This window comes from Actinoplanes aureus (assembly GCF_015704865.1).
Classification (GTDB): Bacteria; Actinomycetota; Actinomycetes; order Mycobacteriales; family Micromonosporaceae; genus Actinoplanes; species Actinoplanes aureus.
Map to the genome: position 1 here is coordinate 34569 of NZ_JADQTO010000047.1, position 15433 is coordinate 50001.

The following is a 15433-nucleotide window of genomic DNA, read 5'->3' on the forward strand; positions in this document are numbered from 1 at the left end:
GTGGCGATCGTGCTCGGACCGAACCGTTACGGCAAGGCGGAGACCCGGCTGGTCCGGGTGTACCGCGATGGTGACACGCACGGTCTGGTGGATTTCAACGTCAGCGTCGCGCTCTCCGGCGACCTGACCGGGACCCACCTGACCGGCGACAACTCCGGTGTCCTGCCGACTGACACGATGAAGAACACGGTCTACGCGTTCGCCAAGGAGCACGGCACCGGCGAGCCGGAGGCGTTCGCCCTGCTGCTGGGCCGGCACTTCGTCGGCACCCAGGCGCAGGTGCACGCCGCGAAGGTATCGATCGAGTCGTACGGCTGGGAGCGCCTCGGACCGCACTCGTTCCAGCGGCGCGGCGACCACACCCGGACCACCGTGGTGACCGTGACCGGAGACGCCACCCAGGTGGTCTCCGGCGTCACCGGCCTGGTCCTGCTCAACTCGACGGATTCCGAGTTCCACGGTTTCGTGAAAGATCGGTACACGACGTTGCCGGAGGCCACCGACCGGATCCTGGCCACCGCGGTCGACGCCCGCTGGCGGCACGTGGGTGACGACACCGATTGGGGCAAGTCGTTCACCGGCGCCCTGGACGCGCTGGTCAAAGCGTTCGTCGGCACCTACAGCTACTCGCTGCAGCAGACGCTCTACGCGATGGGCAGCGGGTTGCTGGAGAGCCGGCCCGAGGTGGCCGAGGTGCGGCTGGCACTGCCGAACAAGCATCACTACCGGGTGGACCTGTCGCCGTTCGACCTGACCAACGACAACGAGGTGTTCATCGCCGGCGACCGGCCGTACGGGTTGATCGAGGGCACCGTGACCCGTGACGACGTGGAACCGGCCATCGCGGAGTGGTGGCTGTGATCATCATCGAGAACGTCGCGGTGGCGACGGTCGACAGCGCCGGCACCGAGTACGCCAACGGCCACGTGGTGGTCGGGGACGACGGCCGGATCGCGGCCGTGGGGCCGGGTAGATCCGGCAGACCCGGCCGGGTGGTGGACGGCAAGGGCGGTCTGGTCACGCCGGGTCTGGTCAACACTCACCATCATCTGTACCAGTGGGCGACCCGTGGGCTGGCCATCGACGAGACACTTTTCGGCTGGCTGACCACGCTCTATCCGGTTTGGGGCCGGCTGGACGCCGAGATCGTCGGCGCGGCGGCCGGTGCCGGGCTGGGCTGGCTGGCACTCTCCGGCTGCACCACCACGATGGACCACCACTACGTCTTCCCTCGTGACGGCGGTGACGTCCTGGAGGCCGAGATCGAGGCGGCCCGCACGATCGGGCTGCGGTTCCATCCGACGCGGGGCTCGATGGATCTGAGCCGCAAGGACGGCGGCCTGCCGCCGGACAACCTGGTCGAGGAGACCGACGAGGCTCTGGCCGCCACCGAGGCGGCGATCGACCGGTGGCACGACCCGTCGCCGGACGCCATGCTGCGGATCGCGGTGGCGCCCTGCTCGCCGTTCTCGGTGACCACCCGGCTGATGGAGGAGGCCGCGGTTCTGGCCCGGCGCAAGGGCGTGCGGCTGCACACCCACCTCGCCGAGACCGACGACGAGGAGGAGTTCTGCCGCAAGCAGTTCGGATGCACCCCGGTGGAGTACGCGGAACGCGTCGGCTGGCTCGGTGACGACGTCTGGCTGGCGCACGGGGTACACCTGGACGACTCGGCGATCGCCCGGCTCGGGGCGACCGGGACCGGTGTGGCGCACTGTCCGAGCTCCAACGCCCGGCTGGGGGCGGGATCCGCGCGGGTGCGTGAGCTGCTGGATCACGGCGTCCCGGTGGGGCTCGGGGTGGACGGCGCGGCCTCGCAGGAGGTCTCGCACCTCGGGGCCGAGCTGCGGCAGGCGCTCTACACCGCACGGCTGCGCGGCGGTCCGAAGGCGATGGACGCGCGGGAGGCGTTGCGGCTCGGCACCATCGGCGGTGCCCGCTGCCTCGGCCGGCAGGACGACCTCGGCTCGCTCGAGGTGGGCAAGCTTGCCGACCTGGTGTTGTGGCGGCTGGACGGGCTCGGTCACGACGGCATCGATGACAAGGTGGCCGCGCTGGTCTTCGGCCCGCCCGCGCCGGTCGGGCTGGCCCTGGTCGGCGGCAAGCCGGTCGTCGAGGACGGCGAACTGGTCAACGCGGACGAGGAGACACTGACCCGGCAGGCCCGGCGGGCACACCGCCGCCTGCTGGAGGCGGGACCGTGACGGTGCTCTCCGCCGGGCCGCAGGCCTCGCGCTGGGCTTGCACGTATGCGACGGCCGCGGTGCTTTCTACCGGGCCGCAGGCCTCGCGCTGGGCTTGCACGTATGCGACGGCCGCCCCCGCCGTGCCGGCCGCCATCTCGGCGGCGAGATCGGCGATCAGGCCGCACCTCCGCAGCAGGCCGACGAGTTGATGCGCCGCTCCCACCGACCCGGCGTCGGCGCGTTCCCGCAGCACCGCGGCCGCCTCGGTGATCTGTCCGTTCGCGGCCAGCATCTCGGCCAGGCGCCGGGCGGCCGGCGCGGAGCCGGCGTCGGCCGCCCGGCGGAGCAGTTCCATCGCCTCGTCCGTCCGGTTCTCCCGGACGAGCACGCGTACCAGCCAGTTGGCGGCCGCCTGGTCGCCGGCCTCGGCGAGCCGGCGCAGCTCGCCGACGTCCGCGAAGTTGGCGAGACGGGCCGCGCGCAGGTACGCGGCATCGTCGATGGCGGCCCGTTCGCGCATCTCCTCGGCGCAGATGTGCCCGCCCGTCAGGATGGCGAGCCGCTGCGCGGCCGGGGTCGCGGCCGCGGGGCTGCCCAGGGCGGCCGCTTCCGCCCATCGGCCGCGCCGGACGGCGTTGTCGGCGAGCCGGGCGGTGTCGGCGGGGTGGTGCTGTTCGACCAGGGCCTGCCAGACCGGGTCGGGCAACGGCGTGGTCCGGCGCACCCGCCGGGCGTGCTGGTACAGGTAGTCGGCCACGGTCCAGCCGGCCGTCCGCCCCATGCCGGCCGGCACCGGAACCAGCGCGGAGGTCGCGCCGTGCAACGGGGCGGTGGCGTATCCGAGGGCTTGGTCCAGCCAGTCCGGCGGGGCCGCGGCCTGGTCCGGGCCGCGCAGGTAGCCGGGCGCCGTAGCTTCGAGCAGTTCCCGGGTCAGGGGCGTGTGACAACCCACCCGCCGGGCGTCGATCGCCGCGGTGAGCACCGCCCGGCCGTAGGGGCGCGCCTGCTCCCAGCGCCGCACCAGTTCCGGTCCGGCGGCCAGCACCTGCGTGAACCCGGCGTCGGGTGTCTCCAGCGCGATCCGGATCCGCTGGTCGGCGGCGAGTGCCTCGGCCCGGCCGAGTTCCGCCGGGCTGAAGGTGTCCGGTACGTCCACGACGTGGGCCAGGTCCAGCAGGCGGCGGCTCTCGGCGTGCGGATCCGGGACGCCTGGGGTGCGTGGTGTGGTCCGGATCGCGTACTCGTCCGGCCACAGCGTCCCGATCAGCACGGTACCCGCGCTGATCAGGGCGTTCACCGATCCGGCCCGGAGATCGTCGAGATACCGCTGGAGCTCGTCCAGCCAGATCACCGTGCGCGGCGGTGGACTTTCGGCCAGCGCGTGTACGGCCCGGGCATCGGCCGGATGCAGCAGCCACCACTGCGGCAGCACCGCGCGGACCGCCTCGAACGCGGATCGGGTCTTGCCCACCGAGGAGGCGCCGACCAGCACCACCAGACCGGGTGCCGCGAGCGCGGCGCGCAGTCGTTCATCAAGATCCCGGGAGACGTACGCCGGAAGCTCACCAACCGCCGATTCCCCCTGGATCGACGCGTGCACGCCGAGCAGACGGCCCCGGGTGGTGTGCACCCGCACGGCACCCGGCGCCCGGGCACTGCCGGGCCCGGCGGCGCGTTCCCGGGCCGCCAGCCACAGCGGTAGCTCCGCCGCGGTCACACCGCACACGGCCAGCAGCGTGGCCAGGGTCTGCGGTGCGGGGATCGACCGCCCGCGCAGCACGTCGCTGACGGTGCTCGGAGGCAGCGCGGCCTGCCGGCCCCGGGCTTCCCGGGCGAGGTCCCGCAGGGAGAGCCCGCGGCCGCGCACGAGCCGATCGAGGGCGGCCGCGAGCTCCGCGGCCGTCTCAAGGTTCCCAGGATCCACACGGCAGAGCTTTCCGCCGCCCGTGACCACCCCACCGGACAGCCGGTCCGGATGAGTCCGCGACCGCCCTACCGGGCGGCCGGTCCGGGTGAGTCCGCGACCCCTCCACTGGCCGGCGGGGCGGGGTGCGTGCGTGGCTGCCCTGCCGGGCGGCCGGTCCGGGTGCGTGCGTGGCTGCCCTGCCGGACGGCCGGTCCGCGTGCGTGCGTGTGCTGCCCTGCCGGACGGCCGGTCCGCGTGCGTGCGTGGCCGCCAGCCCGTCCACCAACGGGCGGCCGGTCAGGGTGACAGCCCGTCCGGATGCGTCCGGTTCCATCGCCGGACACCTCACTCCGATGCTCCACTGTTCCGGCCGCCGATCCCGACAGGCTCGGCCCAATCCCCCCGAGGAGCACCGCCGCATGGACTACTGGACCTCAATCGCCGAGATCGCGGCGAACATCGGCAGTATCGTCGCGGCTTTTGTCGCGGTCCGCAGCCATTCACGTTCCATCGGGCGACGCGGTGCGCCACGCCGGCGACGGTGGCAACATCGACGCCACCCGGAGGCCCCGCAGCGACCGGAGACCGGGGTGTGAATAATGCTCGATTACGGTACGGGGGAGTAACCACACCGAGAGGAACCGTCAACGATGACCGAGATCCTGTCCGACGAGGCGGTGGCGTTCGTCGCCGACCTGAACCGGCGATTCCGGGCGCGCCGCAACGAGTTGCTCCAGGCTCGCGCCGCCCGCCGCGCGGAGATCGCCGCGGGAGCCGGTCTCGGCTTCCTCGCCGAGACCGCGGACATCCGGGCCGCCGAGTGGTCCGCCCCGCCCGCCCCGGCGGATCTTCAGGACCGCCGCGTCGAGATCACCGGCCCGACCGAGCGCAAGATGACCATCAACGCGCTCAACTCCGGTGCCAAGGTGTGGTTGGCCGACCTGGAGGACGCGAACACCCCGCACTGGGAGAACGTGGTCGACGGTCAGCGCAACCTCTACGACGCCATCCGGCGCACCATCACCCTCGAAACCGACAAGAAGAAGTACGAGCTCAACGGCGGCCCGTACCCGACGATCGTGATGCGGCCGCGCGGCTGGCACCTGGACGAGCGGCACCTGCCGGTGGACGGCGAGCCGGCGGTCGGCGCGCTCGTCGACTTCGGCCTCTACTTCTTCCACAACGCCAAGGAACTGCTCGAACGCGGCAGCGGCCCGTACTTCTACCTGCCGAAGATGGAGTCACACAAAGAGGCCGCGCTCTGGAACGACGTCTTCACCCATGCCCAGGAGCAGCTGGGCATCCCGGTCGGGACGATCCGGGCCACCGTGCTGATCGAGACCATCCCGGCCGCCTTCGAGATGGAGGAGATCCTCCACGCGCTTCGCCCGCACATCTCCGGGCTCAACGCCGGCCGCTGGGACTACCTGTTCAGCATCATCAAGTACTTCCGGGACAACCCGAACATGATCCTGCCCGACCGGGCCGCGGTGACGATGACGGCGCCGTTCATGCGGGCGTACACCGAACTGCTGGTCTCCACGTGCCACCGCCGCGGCGCGTTCGCGATGGGTGGCATGGCCGCGTTCATCCCGAGCCGGCGCGACGAGGAGGTCAACAAGGTCGCGCTCACCAAGGTCCGCGAGGACAAGGAGCGCGAGGCCGGCGACGGTTTCGACGGCTCGTGGGTGGCCCACCCCGACCTGGTGCCGGTCTGCAAGGAGATCTTCGACCGGGTGCTCGGCGACAAGCCGAACCAGCTGGACAAGAAGCGCCCCGACGTCGCGGTCGACGCCGCGAACCTGCTCGACGTGGCCGGCACCGGCGGCGCGGTCACCCGGGCCGGCCTGCACAACAACGTGAACGTGGCACTCCAGTACCTGGAGGCGTGGCTGCGCGGCAACGGCGCGGTGGCGATCCACAACCTGATGGAGGACGCGGCGACCGCGGAGATCTCCCGTTCCCAGGTGTGGCAGTGGATCCACAACGGGGTGCGCCTGGAGGACGGCACCCCGATCACCGCCGAGCTGGTCGGCCGGATCGAGGACGAGGAGCTCGCCAAGATCCGCGAGGAGGTCGGTGACGAGGCCTGGACCGCGGGCCGCTACGACGACGCCCGCAAGCTGTTCGAGCGGGTCGCGCTGGCCGACGACTTCGCCGACTTCCTGACCAGCGCCGCCTACGATTCGATCGACTGAACGAGAGCATCGACCGGAAGAGAGCAAAGATGCGCCTGTCCGATCGTGATCATCAAGAGATCGACCGGCGCCTCGCTGCCCACGACGCGTTCCTCCGGGCCCGGTACCCGGGGGAACGCGCCGGGCGGCAACCCGTGCACACCGTCTACGTGCCCGCCGACCGACTCGACGGGTTCCGCGACTGGGGCACGACCGCGATCGCCGCGATGGACGACCACGACTTCCCGTGGCCGGACCCGGCGGTGCGGGCCAAGCTCGAAACCGAGCCGATCGAGGACCTGCGGGTCGACTTCGAGGACGGCTACGGCGTGCGCGACGACGACCAGGAGGACGCGGCCGTCGAGAAGGCGGCCGCGATCCTGGCCGCCGGGCCGAAGCCGCCGTTCCTCGGCGTCCGGATCAAGTCGCTGGAGGCGGCCACCCGCCGCCGGTCGTTGCGCACCCTGGACCTGTTCCTCGAGGCCTACCAGGACCTTTTCACGATCACATTGCCCAAGGTCAGCGGTACCGACCAGGTGAGCGCCATGGTCACCCTCTGCGAGAAGCTGGAGCGAGCGTACGGGCTGAGCACCGGCACCCTGACCTTCGAGATCCAGGTCGAACTCCCCTCGGCGGTACTGGCCGCGGACGGGACGGCCACAGTGGCCCGCCTGATCACGGCGGCCGGTGGCCGGTGCACCGGGCTGCACTACGGCACCTACGACTACAGCGCGGCGGCCGGGGTCGCGGCGGCGTACCAGTCGATGGAGCATCCGGCGGCCGACTACGCCAAGGCGGTGATGCAGGCCGCCGCCGCGCAGACCGGCGTACGCCTCTCCGACGGCTCCACCAACATCCTCCCGGTCGGCGACCGCGGTCAGGTGCACGCCGCCTGGGAACTGCACCACCGGCTGGTCCGCCGCTCCCTGGAACGCGGCTTCTACCAGGGCTGGGACCTGCATCCGGCGCAGCTGCCCAGCCGCTATGCCGCCACCTACGCGTTCTTCCGCGACGGCCGGGACGCCGCGGTCGATCGGCTGCACCGCTACCTGGACCGGCAGGAGAGCGGCATCGCCGACGAGCCCGCCACCGCCCGCGCCCTGGCCGGCTATCTGCTGCGCGGCCTCGACTGCGGCGCTCTGACGGATGCCGGGTTCCCCCGCGAACGTCTCATCGCCCTCGCACAGTGAGGAACTTCGAACTGTTGACGGCCGCGGGGAGTACTACCTGACGGGCGCGCCGGCATCAGGAGGAAGACTTTGCGGTACATCACGTTCACGCCGTGGAAGCGAGGCGCCACGGCGCTCGAACACACCTGGCAGCGGCCGTCCTGGCACTGCCGGGCCTGTGGCCGCGCCTGGCCGTGCGCACCGGCACGGGCCAGCCTGACCGACGACGGCGCCGACCGGGTCTCGCTGGCCATGTACATGTGGGGCAACCTGGACCGGGCGATGACCGACCTGCCTCGCCGGCCCCCGGCCGAGCTCTTCCACCGGTTCGTCGGCTGGACCCACACCGACCAGCCGGTTCAGGCCTGAGCGGGGGTGATCTGGTCGCGGACCCAGGACGGGTCGGGGTTGACGTAGCCCTGGCCGCCGAGCACCACGGTAGGTACGGTCTCGTCACCGCCGGTAATCTCGCGAACCGCAGCCGCGCCTTCCGGATCCCGCCAGATGTCGACCCAGTGCAGCCGTGCGGCGTCCGGGCCGAGCCGGGCCCGCAGCCGGATGCAGTACGGGCAGCCGGGCCGCCAGTAGACCACCGGCCGGCCGTCCGCACCGGCCTCGGCGGCGCTCTCCGGACGCGGGAAGACCTGGGGCGACACCGCGAGGGCCAGCCCCAGGAAGATCAGCAGTACGAAGACCGCGCCACCCGGGGAGCCGTCACCGACCTTGACGAAGGCGATGAGCACTCCACAGGCTGCCGTCAGCAACGCCAGCCGCCACCGTCGCAACATGGCTCGGGAGGCTACTCCGTTACTCGCGGTAGCGATATCCCCGACCGGGCGGATGAGCGTCCGGTGAAACAAACCGCGGATAGGGTCAGCCTATGGTCGATCTTCTGGTCCGGTCCCGGCGCGCCGTGACGCCCGGCGGTGAACGGGCGGCGGCGATCGCCGTCGAGGGCGGCCGGATCGTGGCGATCCACGACTACGACGCCGGCATCGAGGCCGCCGAGCAGGTCGACCTCGGTGACACCGCGCTGTTGCCCGGCCTGGTGGACACGCATGTGCACGTCAACGAGCCGGGCCGGACCGAGTGGGAGGGTTTCGCCACCGCCACCCGGGCGGCGGCCGCCGGTGGGGTCACCGCGATCGTCGACATGCCGCTGAACAGCCTGCCGCCGACGGTGAACCCGGCGGCGCTCGAGATCAAGCAGGCGGCGGCCGCCGGACAGTGTCATGTGGACGTCGGTTTCTGGGGTGGTGCCGTCCCCGGCAACGCCGGCGATCTGCCCGGCCTGCACGCCGCCGGGGTGTACGGCTTCAAGGCGTTCCTCGCCGACTCCGGCGTTCCGGAGTTCCCGCCGGTCGACGCGGTCCAGCTGACCGAGGCGATGCACGCGGTGGACGCGCTGTTCGTGGTGCACGCCGAGGACCCGTACCACCTGCACGCGGCGGCGAGTTCGGCCGCGTACGCCGATTTTCTGGCCTCCCGTCCGGCGGACGCTGAGCATGCCGCGGTCGCGACCGCGATCGCCGTGGCCCGCGCCGCGGGCCGGCGCGTGCACATCCTGCATCTCTCCGCGGCCTCCGCGCTGCCCTTGATCGCCCAGGCGAGAGCCGGCGGGGTACGCGTGACCGCCGAGACCTGCCCGCACTATCTGACCCTGGACGCGGCGGAGATCCCGGACGGCGCCACCGAGTTCAAGTGCTGCCCGCCGATCCGCGACTCGGCGAACGCCGACCTGCTCTGGGCCGCGCTGGCCGACGGCCTGATCACCTGTGTCGTCAGCGACCATTCGCCGTGCACGCCCGACCTGAAACGGCAGGACACCGGTGACTTCGCCGCGGCCTGGGGCGGGATCGCCTCGGTGCAGCTCGGCCTGCCGGTGATCTGGACCGCCGCCGCCGGGCGCGGCCACAGCCTCGCCGACGTGGTGAACTGGATGGCACGCCGTCCGGCCGACCTGGTCGGCCTGCGGCAGAAGGGGCGGATAGCGGTGGGCGCCGACGCCGACCTGGTGGCGTTCGCACCGGACGAGGAGTTCACCGTCGACCCGCACTCCTTGCACCATCGGAACCCCGTCACGCCGTACGCCGGAAAGGTTTTGCGGGGTGTCGTGCGCACCACCTGGCTGCGCGGGCGAAGAGTGACCGGCGACGAGCCGGGCGGCCGTTTCCTGACCCGAGGGGAGAACTGATGGAGGACTTCACGGCGCTGCCCGATCTCGCGTCCCGGGCCTTCGGTGGTGGCGTGGTGTCCGCCAATGACGAGTTCTTCGCCGCCGCCGACCACCTGGTCCTGCCGCATCCGGCCGGGCACGCGCCGCGGACCTTCGACCACAAGGGACAGGTCTACGACGGCTGGGAGACGCGCCGCCGCCGCGAGCCGGGGCACGACTTCGCGGTCGTGCGGCTCGGCGCTCCCGGAGTGATCCACGGCGTCGACGTCGACACCGCGTTCTTCACCGGCAACTACCCGCCGCACGCCTCGGTGGAGGCCGTCGAGGTGCCCGGCTATCCCGGTCCGGACGAGCTGGCCGGCGCGAAGTGGACCGAGCTGGTGCCCCGCTCGTCGTTGCAGGGCGACAGCAGCAACCTCTTCCCGGTCGCCGACCGCCGCCGCTGGACCCACGTCCGGCTGCGGATCTTCCCGGACGGAGGGGTGGCCCGGCTGCGGGTGCACGGCGAGGTGGTCCCCGACCCGGCGCTGCTGCCGAAGGTCTTCGACGTGGCCGCGGCGGAGTACGGCGGCCGGGTCGTCGATTGCAGCAACATGTTCTACGGCAACCCGCAGCGGATGCTGATGCCCGGCCTGGCCCGGAACATGGGCGATGGCTGGGAGACCTCCCGCCGCCGCGACAACGCCAACGACTGGGTGCTGGTGCAGCTCGCCGCCGCGGCCCGGCTGCGCTTCGCCGACCTGGACACCAGCCACTTCAAGGGCAACGCCCCCGGCTGGGCCGCGCTCACCGGGATCACCGCCGAGGGCGACCAGCTCGAGTTGCTGCCGAGGACCGCGCTGCGCCCGGACACCCCGCACCGGTTCCGGCTGCGCAAGGCACCCGAGGTGACCCACGCCCGGCTGGACATCTTCCCGGACGGGGGGATGGCCAGGCTGCGATTGCACGGCCGCGCCGATCGCGAACAGCTGTGGGCGAGAATGCGACGGTGACTCGTACCGTTTCGCTGGTTCTGGTCGACACGTCCGGCCGGCTGCTCGGCGCCCTGCCGCCGTTTCCGGTATCCACACCGTGGTGGCAGGAGGTCGGTGAATTCGGCTTCACCGTCCTCCGCCTGCTGCACGCGGAACGGGACCGGCCGCCCGGTGGGCACGTCACCTACCTGGCGGAAACCCGGGAACGCCCGGCGGGGCTGCTCCCGGTCGAGGTGGACCTGTCGCCGCACCCGCTGCGGGCCGCGTACGCCGAGGTCGGAGGCCCGGACGCGTCGCTGGCCTGGGCGGCGGGCGCGCTGGACCGGATCGGGATCACCGGTACGGTGGCCCACCAGCAGCGCACCTGGAACCTGTCGGCGATCTGGCGGTTCGACACACCGGACGGGACGGCGGCCTGGCTCAAACAGGTGCCGGAGTTCTTCGGCCACGAGGCGGCGGTGCTGCGGATGGTCGACTCGGTGTCGCCCGGCCTGGTCCCGTACGTGCTGGCGGCCGGCGAGGCCGGGCGGATGCTGCTCGCGCACGTGCCGGGCCAGGACCGCTACGAGGCCGGTCCGGAGCTGTGCGCCGAGGTGGCGGCGGCCTTCCACCCGGTGCAGGAGCACTTCGCCGGGCGGGTGCCGGAGTTGATCGCGGCCGGGGTTCCGGACCACCGGTTGCACGCCGAGCGGTTCGCGACGGTGGCCGCGCCGTACCTGAACGATCTCCCCGGGCTCGCCGAACTGATCAACGACCTGCCGAAACGGCTCGCCGAGGTGGACGCCTGCGGCCTGCCGGACACCCTGATCCACGGCGACCTGCACACCGGCAACGTCCGGACCGACGCCGCGGAGCCACCGGTGATCGTGGACTGGGGCGACTCCGGCGTCGGCAACCCGGCCTTCGACATCCTGCGACTGATCGGGGCGGCACCCGGCCGGGACGGCGTGCTGCGGGCCTGGGCGGACCGGTGGCGGGTCACCGCACCGGGCAGCGACCCGGAACGGGCCGTCGAACTGCTGCGGCCGGTGGCGGCGCTGCGCGGGGCGGTGACCTACGCGAACTTCCTGGCGAACATCGAGCCGTCCGAATGGCCCTATCACGCGGGGGACGTCCCGGACTGCCTGGCGGAAGCGGTCCGCGCCGTACCGTGACAGGCATGGAAGATGCCCGCCGGCACTACCTCGACCAGATCCGGCGTGACGGCGTCACGCTGACCCCGTCCCTGGCCGAGGCCTTCGCCGCGGTGCCACGCGAGGTCTTCGTCCCGGACGGTTTCTACGGCGGCGACGGCCGGCGGGTGCTCCCGGCCGACCCGGACTTCCTGCCCACCGTCTACAGCAACGACGTGCTGGTCACCAAGCTGAACGGGGACATGCCGATCAGCTCGTCCAGCCAGCCCTCACTGATGGCGATCATGCTGGACGCGCTGGACGTACGGCCCGGTCACCGGGTGCTCGAGATCGGCGCCGGCACCGGCTACAACGCCGCGCTGCTCGCCACCCTGGGCGCGACGGTGACCACTGTGGACGTACAGGCGGACGTCGCCGAGCGGGCGCGCTCGGCGCTGGCCCGGGCCGGCATCGACGGGGTACGGGTGGAGACCTCGGACGGCTACACCGCGGGAGCCGGCGGCCGGTACGACCGGATCATCGTGACCGTGGGCGTGTCCGGCATCTCCCCGCACTGGCTGGACCGGCTGGAACCGGGCGGCGTGGTCATCGCGCCGGTCGAGCACGCCGGCACCCACCCCGTCCTGGGCGTACGAAGCGGCGCCGGCGGCGCGGTGACCGCCTCCGTGGTCTGCCCGGCCGGGTTCATGAGCGCGGCCGGCCCGCTCACCGCCCGGCACCGGGGCAGCCACCCGCCGCCCGCGGCCACCCTCGGCGACCTGGAGCAGACCGCCGAGCCGCGGTGGGACACCCTGGACCAGCTCGCGTACCGGGACCTCTGGTACGCGGCCGGTGCCTGGCACCACCGCGTCACCCGGACCGCGGTCCCGGCACGCCAGCAGAGCTACTTCGGCCTGCTCGACCACACCGACACGGCGGGCGCGGTGGTGTTGCCGGACGGGGCGGTCCTGGCCAACGGCGAGTCGGCCGAGCGGTACACCGCGGTCGCCGTGGCGCTGGCCGAGAGGTGGTGGGCCCTCGGGCGGCCACCGATGCGGGCGTGGCAGGTGGGGTTGTCGCTCGGCGGTGACCCGGCCGCGCCGATCTGGGTGCCACGTACCTGGACGCTGACGCGGCGGCCGGATCCCGCCTAAGCTGCGGTGTCATGGCCATCACCGTGGTGCCGGCGAACGAGGCGTCCTGGTCCGACCTGCGGACGATCTTCGGTACGCGCGGGGAGCCGGCCCGCTGTCAGTGCCAGTGGTTCAAGATCACGGCGGCCGAGTGGCGGTCCGTGCCGGTCGAGGAACGGGCCCGCCGGCTGCACGAGCAGACCGGCTGCGACGACCCGGCCGCGGAGTCGACGAGCGGTCTGGTGGCGTACCACGACGGTGAACCGGCCGGCTGGTGCGCGGTCGAGTCGCGGACGGTCTACCCCCGGCTCGCGACTGCCCGGGTTCCTTGGGCGGGGCGCGACGAGCGCCGTACCGATCCTGATGTCTGGGCGGTGACCTGCTTCGTCACCCGGACCGGCTTCCGGCGGCGCGGCGTCAGCCGCGCCCTCGCCGCGGCAGCGGTGCCGTTCGCCCGCAAGCGCGGGGCACGGGCACTCGAGGGCTATCCGATCGTCACGGCGACCGGCCGGGAGTACACCTGGGGCGAGCTCTACGTCGGCAGCTACCAGATTTTCCTGGACGCCGGGTTCGCCGAGGTCAGCCGGCCCACGCCGCGGCGCGCGGTGATGCGGGTGGAGCTTCACCAGGAGGCGGCGCGGCGCTCCCGCCAGGGCCGGCCGTCCGGGTCGTAGATCAGCCGGTACGCCGGAGTCGCCCACAACCGCTGATACCAGGGCAGCCGATTCGTCTCGTGCGGGATCAACCGCCCCGGCGGCCGGGGTCCTTGCCGGCCCCCCTCGTTCCACTCCTTCAGCCGGTCGGCGGCGTTCGTCACCGCCTCGATGGCCGACGCCGGATCCAGCAGGTCCTCATCGTCGCCGTCGGCCCGGTCGAGGTGTTCGCGCATCAGCGCCAGCCGCAGCTCCCGGGCGAACCGCCGGGCGCCGTCACCGAGCCCGGCCGGGTCGACCGGCTCCCGCTCGTCCCTCGTCTCGTCGAGGGTGGCGCAGGACAACTCGCTGTCGTGGGTCCACGATCGACGGTTGAAGTTGTCGCTGCCGACGCTGCACCAGACGTCGTCGATCACGCAGACCTTGGCGTGCACGTAGATCGGGGTGCCCGCGTGGTTCTCCAGGTCGAAGACGTGCACCCGATCGGCCGCCGCCTTCTTGCACAGCTCGATCGCCTGCTCCCGGCCGACCTGGTTCGGCGGCAGCGCGAACGCGCCGTCCACGTCCGGATGCCGGGGGACCACCGCCACCAGGTGCAGCTCCGGGTTGCCCCGCATCGCGTCGGCGAACAGCTGCGCCACCTCCTTGGACCACAGGTACTGGTCCTCCAGGTAGACGAGCCGCCGGGCCCGCTTGATCGCCTTGGTGTAGCCGCGGGCCACCGAACGCTCGCCGAGCTTGGCGAAACCGTACGCCGGGCGCATCGCGGGATAGGTGCGCAGAACCTGGACGGTGTGCGGCCCGTGTTCCGGCGGATCCGGTGGCTGCGGCGGAAGCCGGTCGGCGCGCATGTCCTCGTGCCGCAGCATGTCGGTGATCGTGGAGATCGGCCCGTGCTGGTCGAGCGGTGCCGGGTCGTTCCACCGCTCCCGGAACGACGTGTCCAGCGCGCCGACCACCGGCCCGCGCAGCATGAGCTGCACGTCGTGCCAGGGCGGGTTCGGCCCGTACGCCTTCGCCATCCGGACCGCCTGCCGGTCACCGTGATGATCGGGGTCGTCGCGCCGGCTGTGGCACAGGTCGATGCCGCCGGCGAACGCCACGTCCAGCTCCGGCCGGCCGGGATGCCGCAGCACCACCAGCTTCTGATGATGCGAACCGCCCCGGCGCACCCGCTGGTCGAGCAGGACCTCACCGCCCGCCGCCTCGATGTCGTCGCTCAGCGTGCGGTTCTCCTCCTCGCTGTAGGCGAGTTTGTCCACATGGGACCGCCACAGCAGGCCCTTCACCACCACACCGCGCTTGGCCGCCGCGGCGAACGCCTCGGCGATCGTCGGCCCGTTGTCGCGCATCCGCTCGTCCGGATCCCCGCGCCAGTCGGTGAAGAAGAGATGATCACCGTGCTCCAGTGCCTCGACCTCGGCGAGCAACCGATCGAAGTACATTTGCCCATGAATAAGTGGCTCCACCGTGTTTCCGGTGTTCCATGTGGGTATGGAGGTGTCCGGGTTGCCACGCTCGGCCGTGGTGAGAAGCCATTCCTGCGGCTGCACTGCAACCCCTTCGAGGTCGACGACGCCCTCACCGTAAGCCTCCCGCCCGCCGCCCGCACCCCGGAGCGGTCACCCCGATCCCGCGGAGGAGTGGATCATGAGCAGCGAGCCGCTGGCCACCACGACCATGCCCGAAACCGCCGATTCCGCCGAGAAGGGCCTGCTCATCGCGGTCCTGCTACTGGTCCTGCTGGGCACGACCGCCATCCTGTTGATGTCCTGAACGGTCACGCTCAGCTTCTGGTGACGCTCCTTTTGGGGTACGCGTCACCGGCCGCCCTTTTCACACCACCCCTCCCGCCCTGCCCGCGATCAACCAGCCTGTCCGGGCCCCAGCGCGCCCGCCGGGCCCATGCAGGGGGTCACGCTCACCCCGGGCCTGCATGGGCCCGGC

13 protein-coding genes and 1 pseudogene are annotated in these 15433 nt (G+C 72.2%); 11 read left to right on the forward strand and 3 right to left on the reverse strand.

The window, feature by feature from the left end:
- Both pucL and I4J89_RS46590 read left to right on the forward strand, forming a co-directional pair.
- The gene (pucL, locus tag I4J89_RS46585) at positions 1–861 is read left to right on the forward strand and encodes a factor-independent urate hydroxylase (protein WP_196420670.1); all 861 of its coding nucleotides are present in this window, start codon (positions 1–3) and stop codon (positions 859–861) included.
- Positions 852–2204: an 8-oxoguanine deaminase gene (locus I4J89_RS46590; RefSeq protein WP_309238785.1), complete on the forward strand. Its 1353-nt coding sequence runs from the start codon at positions 852–854 to the stop codon at positions 2202–2204. Before pucL ends, I4J89_RS46590 begins: the two co-directional genes overlap by 10 nt.
- Here the strand turns inward: I4J89_RS46590 and I4J89_RS46595 are convergent.
- Positions 2131–4110, reverse strand: a complete 1980-nt coding sequence (locus I4J89_RS46595; RefSeq protein WP_196420671.1) for a helix-turn-helix domain-containing protein — start codon at positions 4108–4110, stop codon at positions 2131–2133. The two genes, I4J89_RS46590 and I4J89_RS46595, sit on opposite strands and share 74 nt — an antisense overlap.
- Before the next feature lie 629 nt (positions 4111–4739).
- Here I4J89_RS46595 and aceB point away from each other — a divergent pair.
- The 3 genes and pseudogenes from aceB to I4J89_RS46610 form a co-directional block, all read left to right on the forward strand.
- Positions 4740–6290, forward strand: a pseudogene (gene aceB / locus I4J89_RS46600) (malate synthase A); the annotation flags it as partial.
- A 29-nt stretch (positions 6291–6319) separates the two neighbouring features.
- On the forward strand, positions 6320–7459 hold the full coding sequence (locus tag I4J89_RS46605; RefSeq protein ID WP_196420673.1) for a DUF6986 family protein: 1140 nt from the start codon (positions 6320–6322) through the stop codon (positions 7457–7459).
- A gap of 69 nt (positions 7460–7528) precedes the next feature.
- Positions 7529–7807 carry a hypothetical protein gene (locus I4J89_RS46610; protein WP_230860751.1) on the forward strand — a complete coding sequence of 93 codons (279 nt, stop codon included), beginning with the start codon at positions 7529–7531 and terminating at the stop codon, positions 7805–7807.
- Here I4J89_RS46610 and I4J89_RS46615 read toward each other — a convergent pair.
- Positions 7798–8226, reverse strand: coding sequence for a glutaredoxin domain-containing protein (locus I4J89_RS46615; protein ID WP_196420674.1), 429 nt, complete (start codon positions 8224–8226; stop codon positions 7798–7800). The genes I4J89_RS46610 and I4J89_RS46615 overlap by 10 nt on opposite strands.
- A 92-nt stretch (positions 8227–8318) precedes the next feature.
- Between I4J89_RS46615 and allB the strand changes: the two genes are divergently transcribed.
- From allB to I4J89_RS46640, 5 genes are read left to right on the forward strand one after another with little or no spacing between them, the layout of a single operon-like run.
- Complete coding sequence (allB, locus tag I4J89_RS46620; RefSeq protein WP_196420675.1) at positions 8319–9632, forward strand: allantoinase AllB; 1314 nt, start codon at positions 8319–8321, stop codon at positions 9630–9632.
- The gene (alc, locus tag I4J89_RS46625; protein ID WP_196420676.1) at positions 9632–10606 is read left to right on the forward strand and encodes an allantoicase; all 975 of its coding nucleotides are present in this window, start codon (positions 9632–9634) and stop codon (positions 10604–10606) included. The genes allB and alc overlap by 1 nt, the downstream gene beginning before the upstream one ends.
- Positions 10603–11742, forward strand: coding sequence for a phosphotransferase family protein (locus I4J89_RS46630; protein WP_196420677.1), 1140 nt, complete (start codon positions 10603–10605; stop codon positions 11740–11742). The genes alc and I4J89_RS46630 overlap by 4 nt, the downstream gene beginning before the upstream one ends.
- 5 nt (positions 11743–11747) lie before the next feature.
- Complete coding sequence (locus I4J89_RS46635; RefSeq protein WP_196420678.1) at positions 11748–12854, forward strand: protein-L-isoaspartate O-methyltransferase family protein; 1107 nt, start codon at positions 11748–11750, stop codon at positions 12852–12854.
- A gap of 11 nt (positions 12855–12865) precedes the next feature.
- Positions 12866–13507: a GNAT family N-acetyltransferase gene (locus tag I4J89_RS46640; RefSeq protein ID WP_196420679.1), complete on the forward strand. Its 642-nt coding sequence runs from the start codon at positions 12866–12868 to the stop codon at positions 13505–13507.
- On the opposite strand, the gene I4J89_RS46645 is transcribed toward I4J89_RS46640, so the two are convergent.
- Positions 13456–14931, reverse strand: a complete 1476-nt coding sequence (locus I4J89_RS46645; protein WP_230860752.1) for a phospholipase D family protein — start codon at positions 14929–14931, stop codon at positions 13456–13458. The genes I4J89_RS46640 and I4J89_RS46645 overlap by 52 nt on opposite strands.
- 205 nt (positions 14932–15136) lie before the next feature.
- Between I4J89_RS46645 and I4J89_RS51185 the strand changes: the two genes are divergently transcribed.
- Entirely contained in the window at positions 15137–15262 is a 126-nt protein-coding gene (locus I4J89_RS51185) for a hypothetical protein (protein WP_255521992.1), read from the forward strand.
- Positions 15263–15433 lie beyond the last annotated feature (171 nt).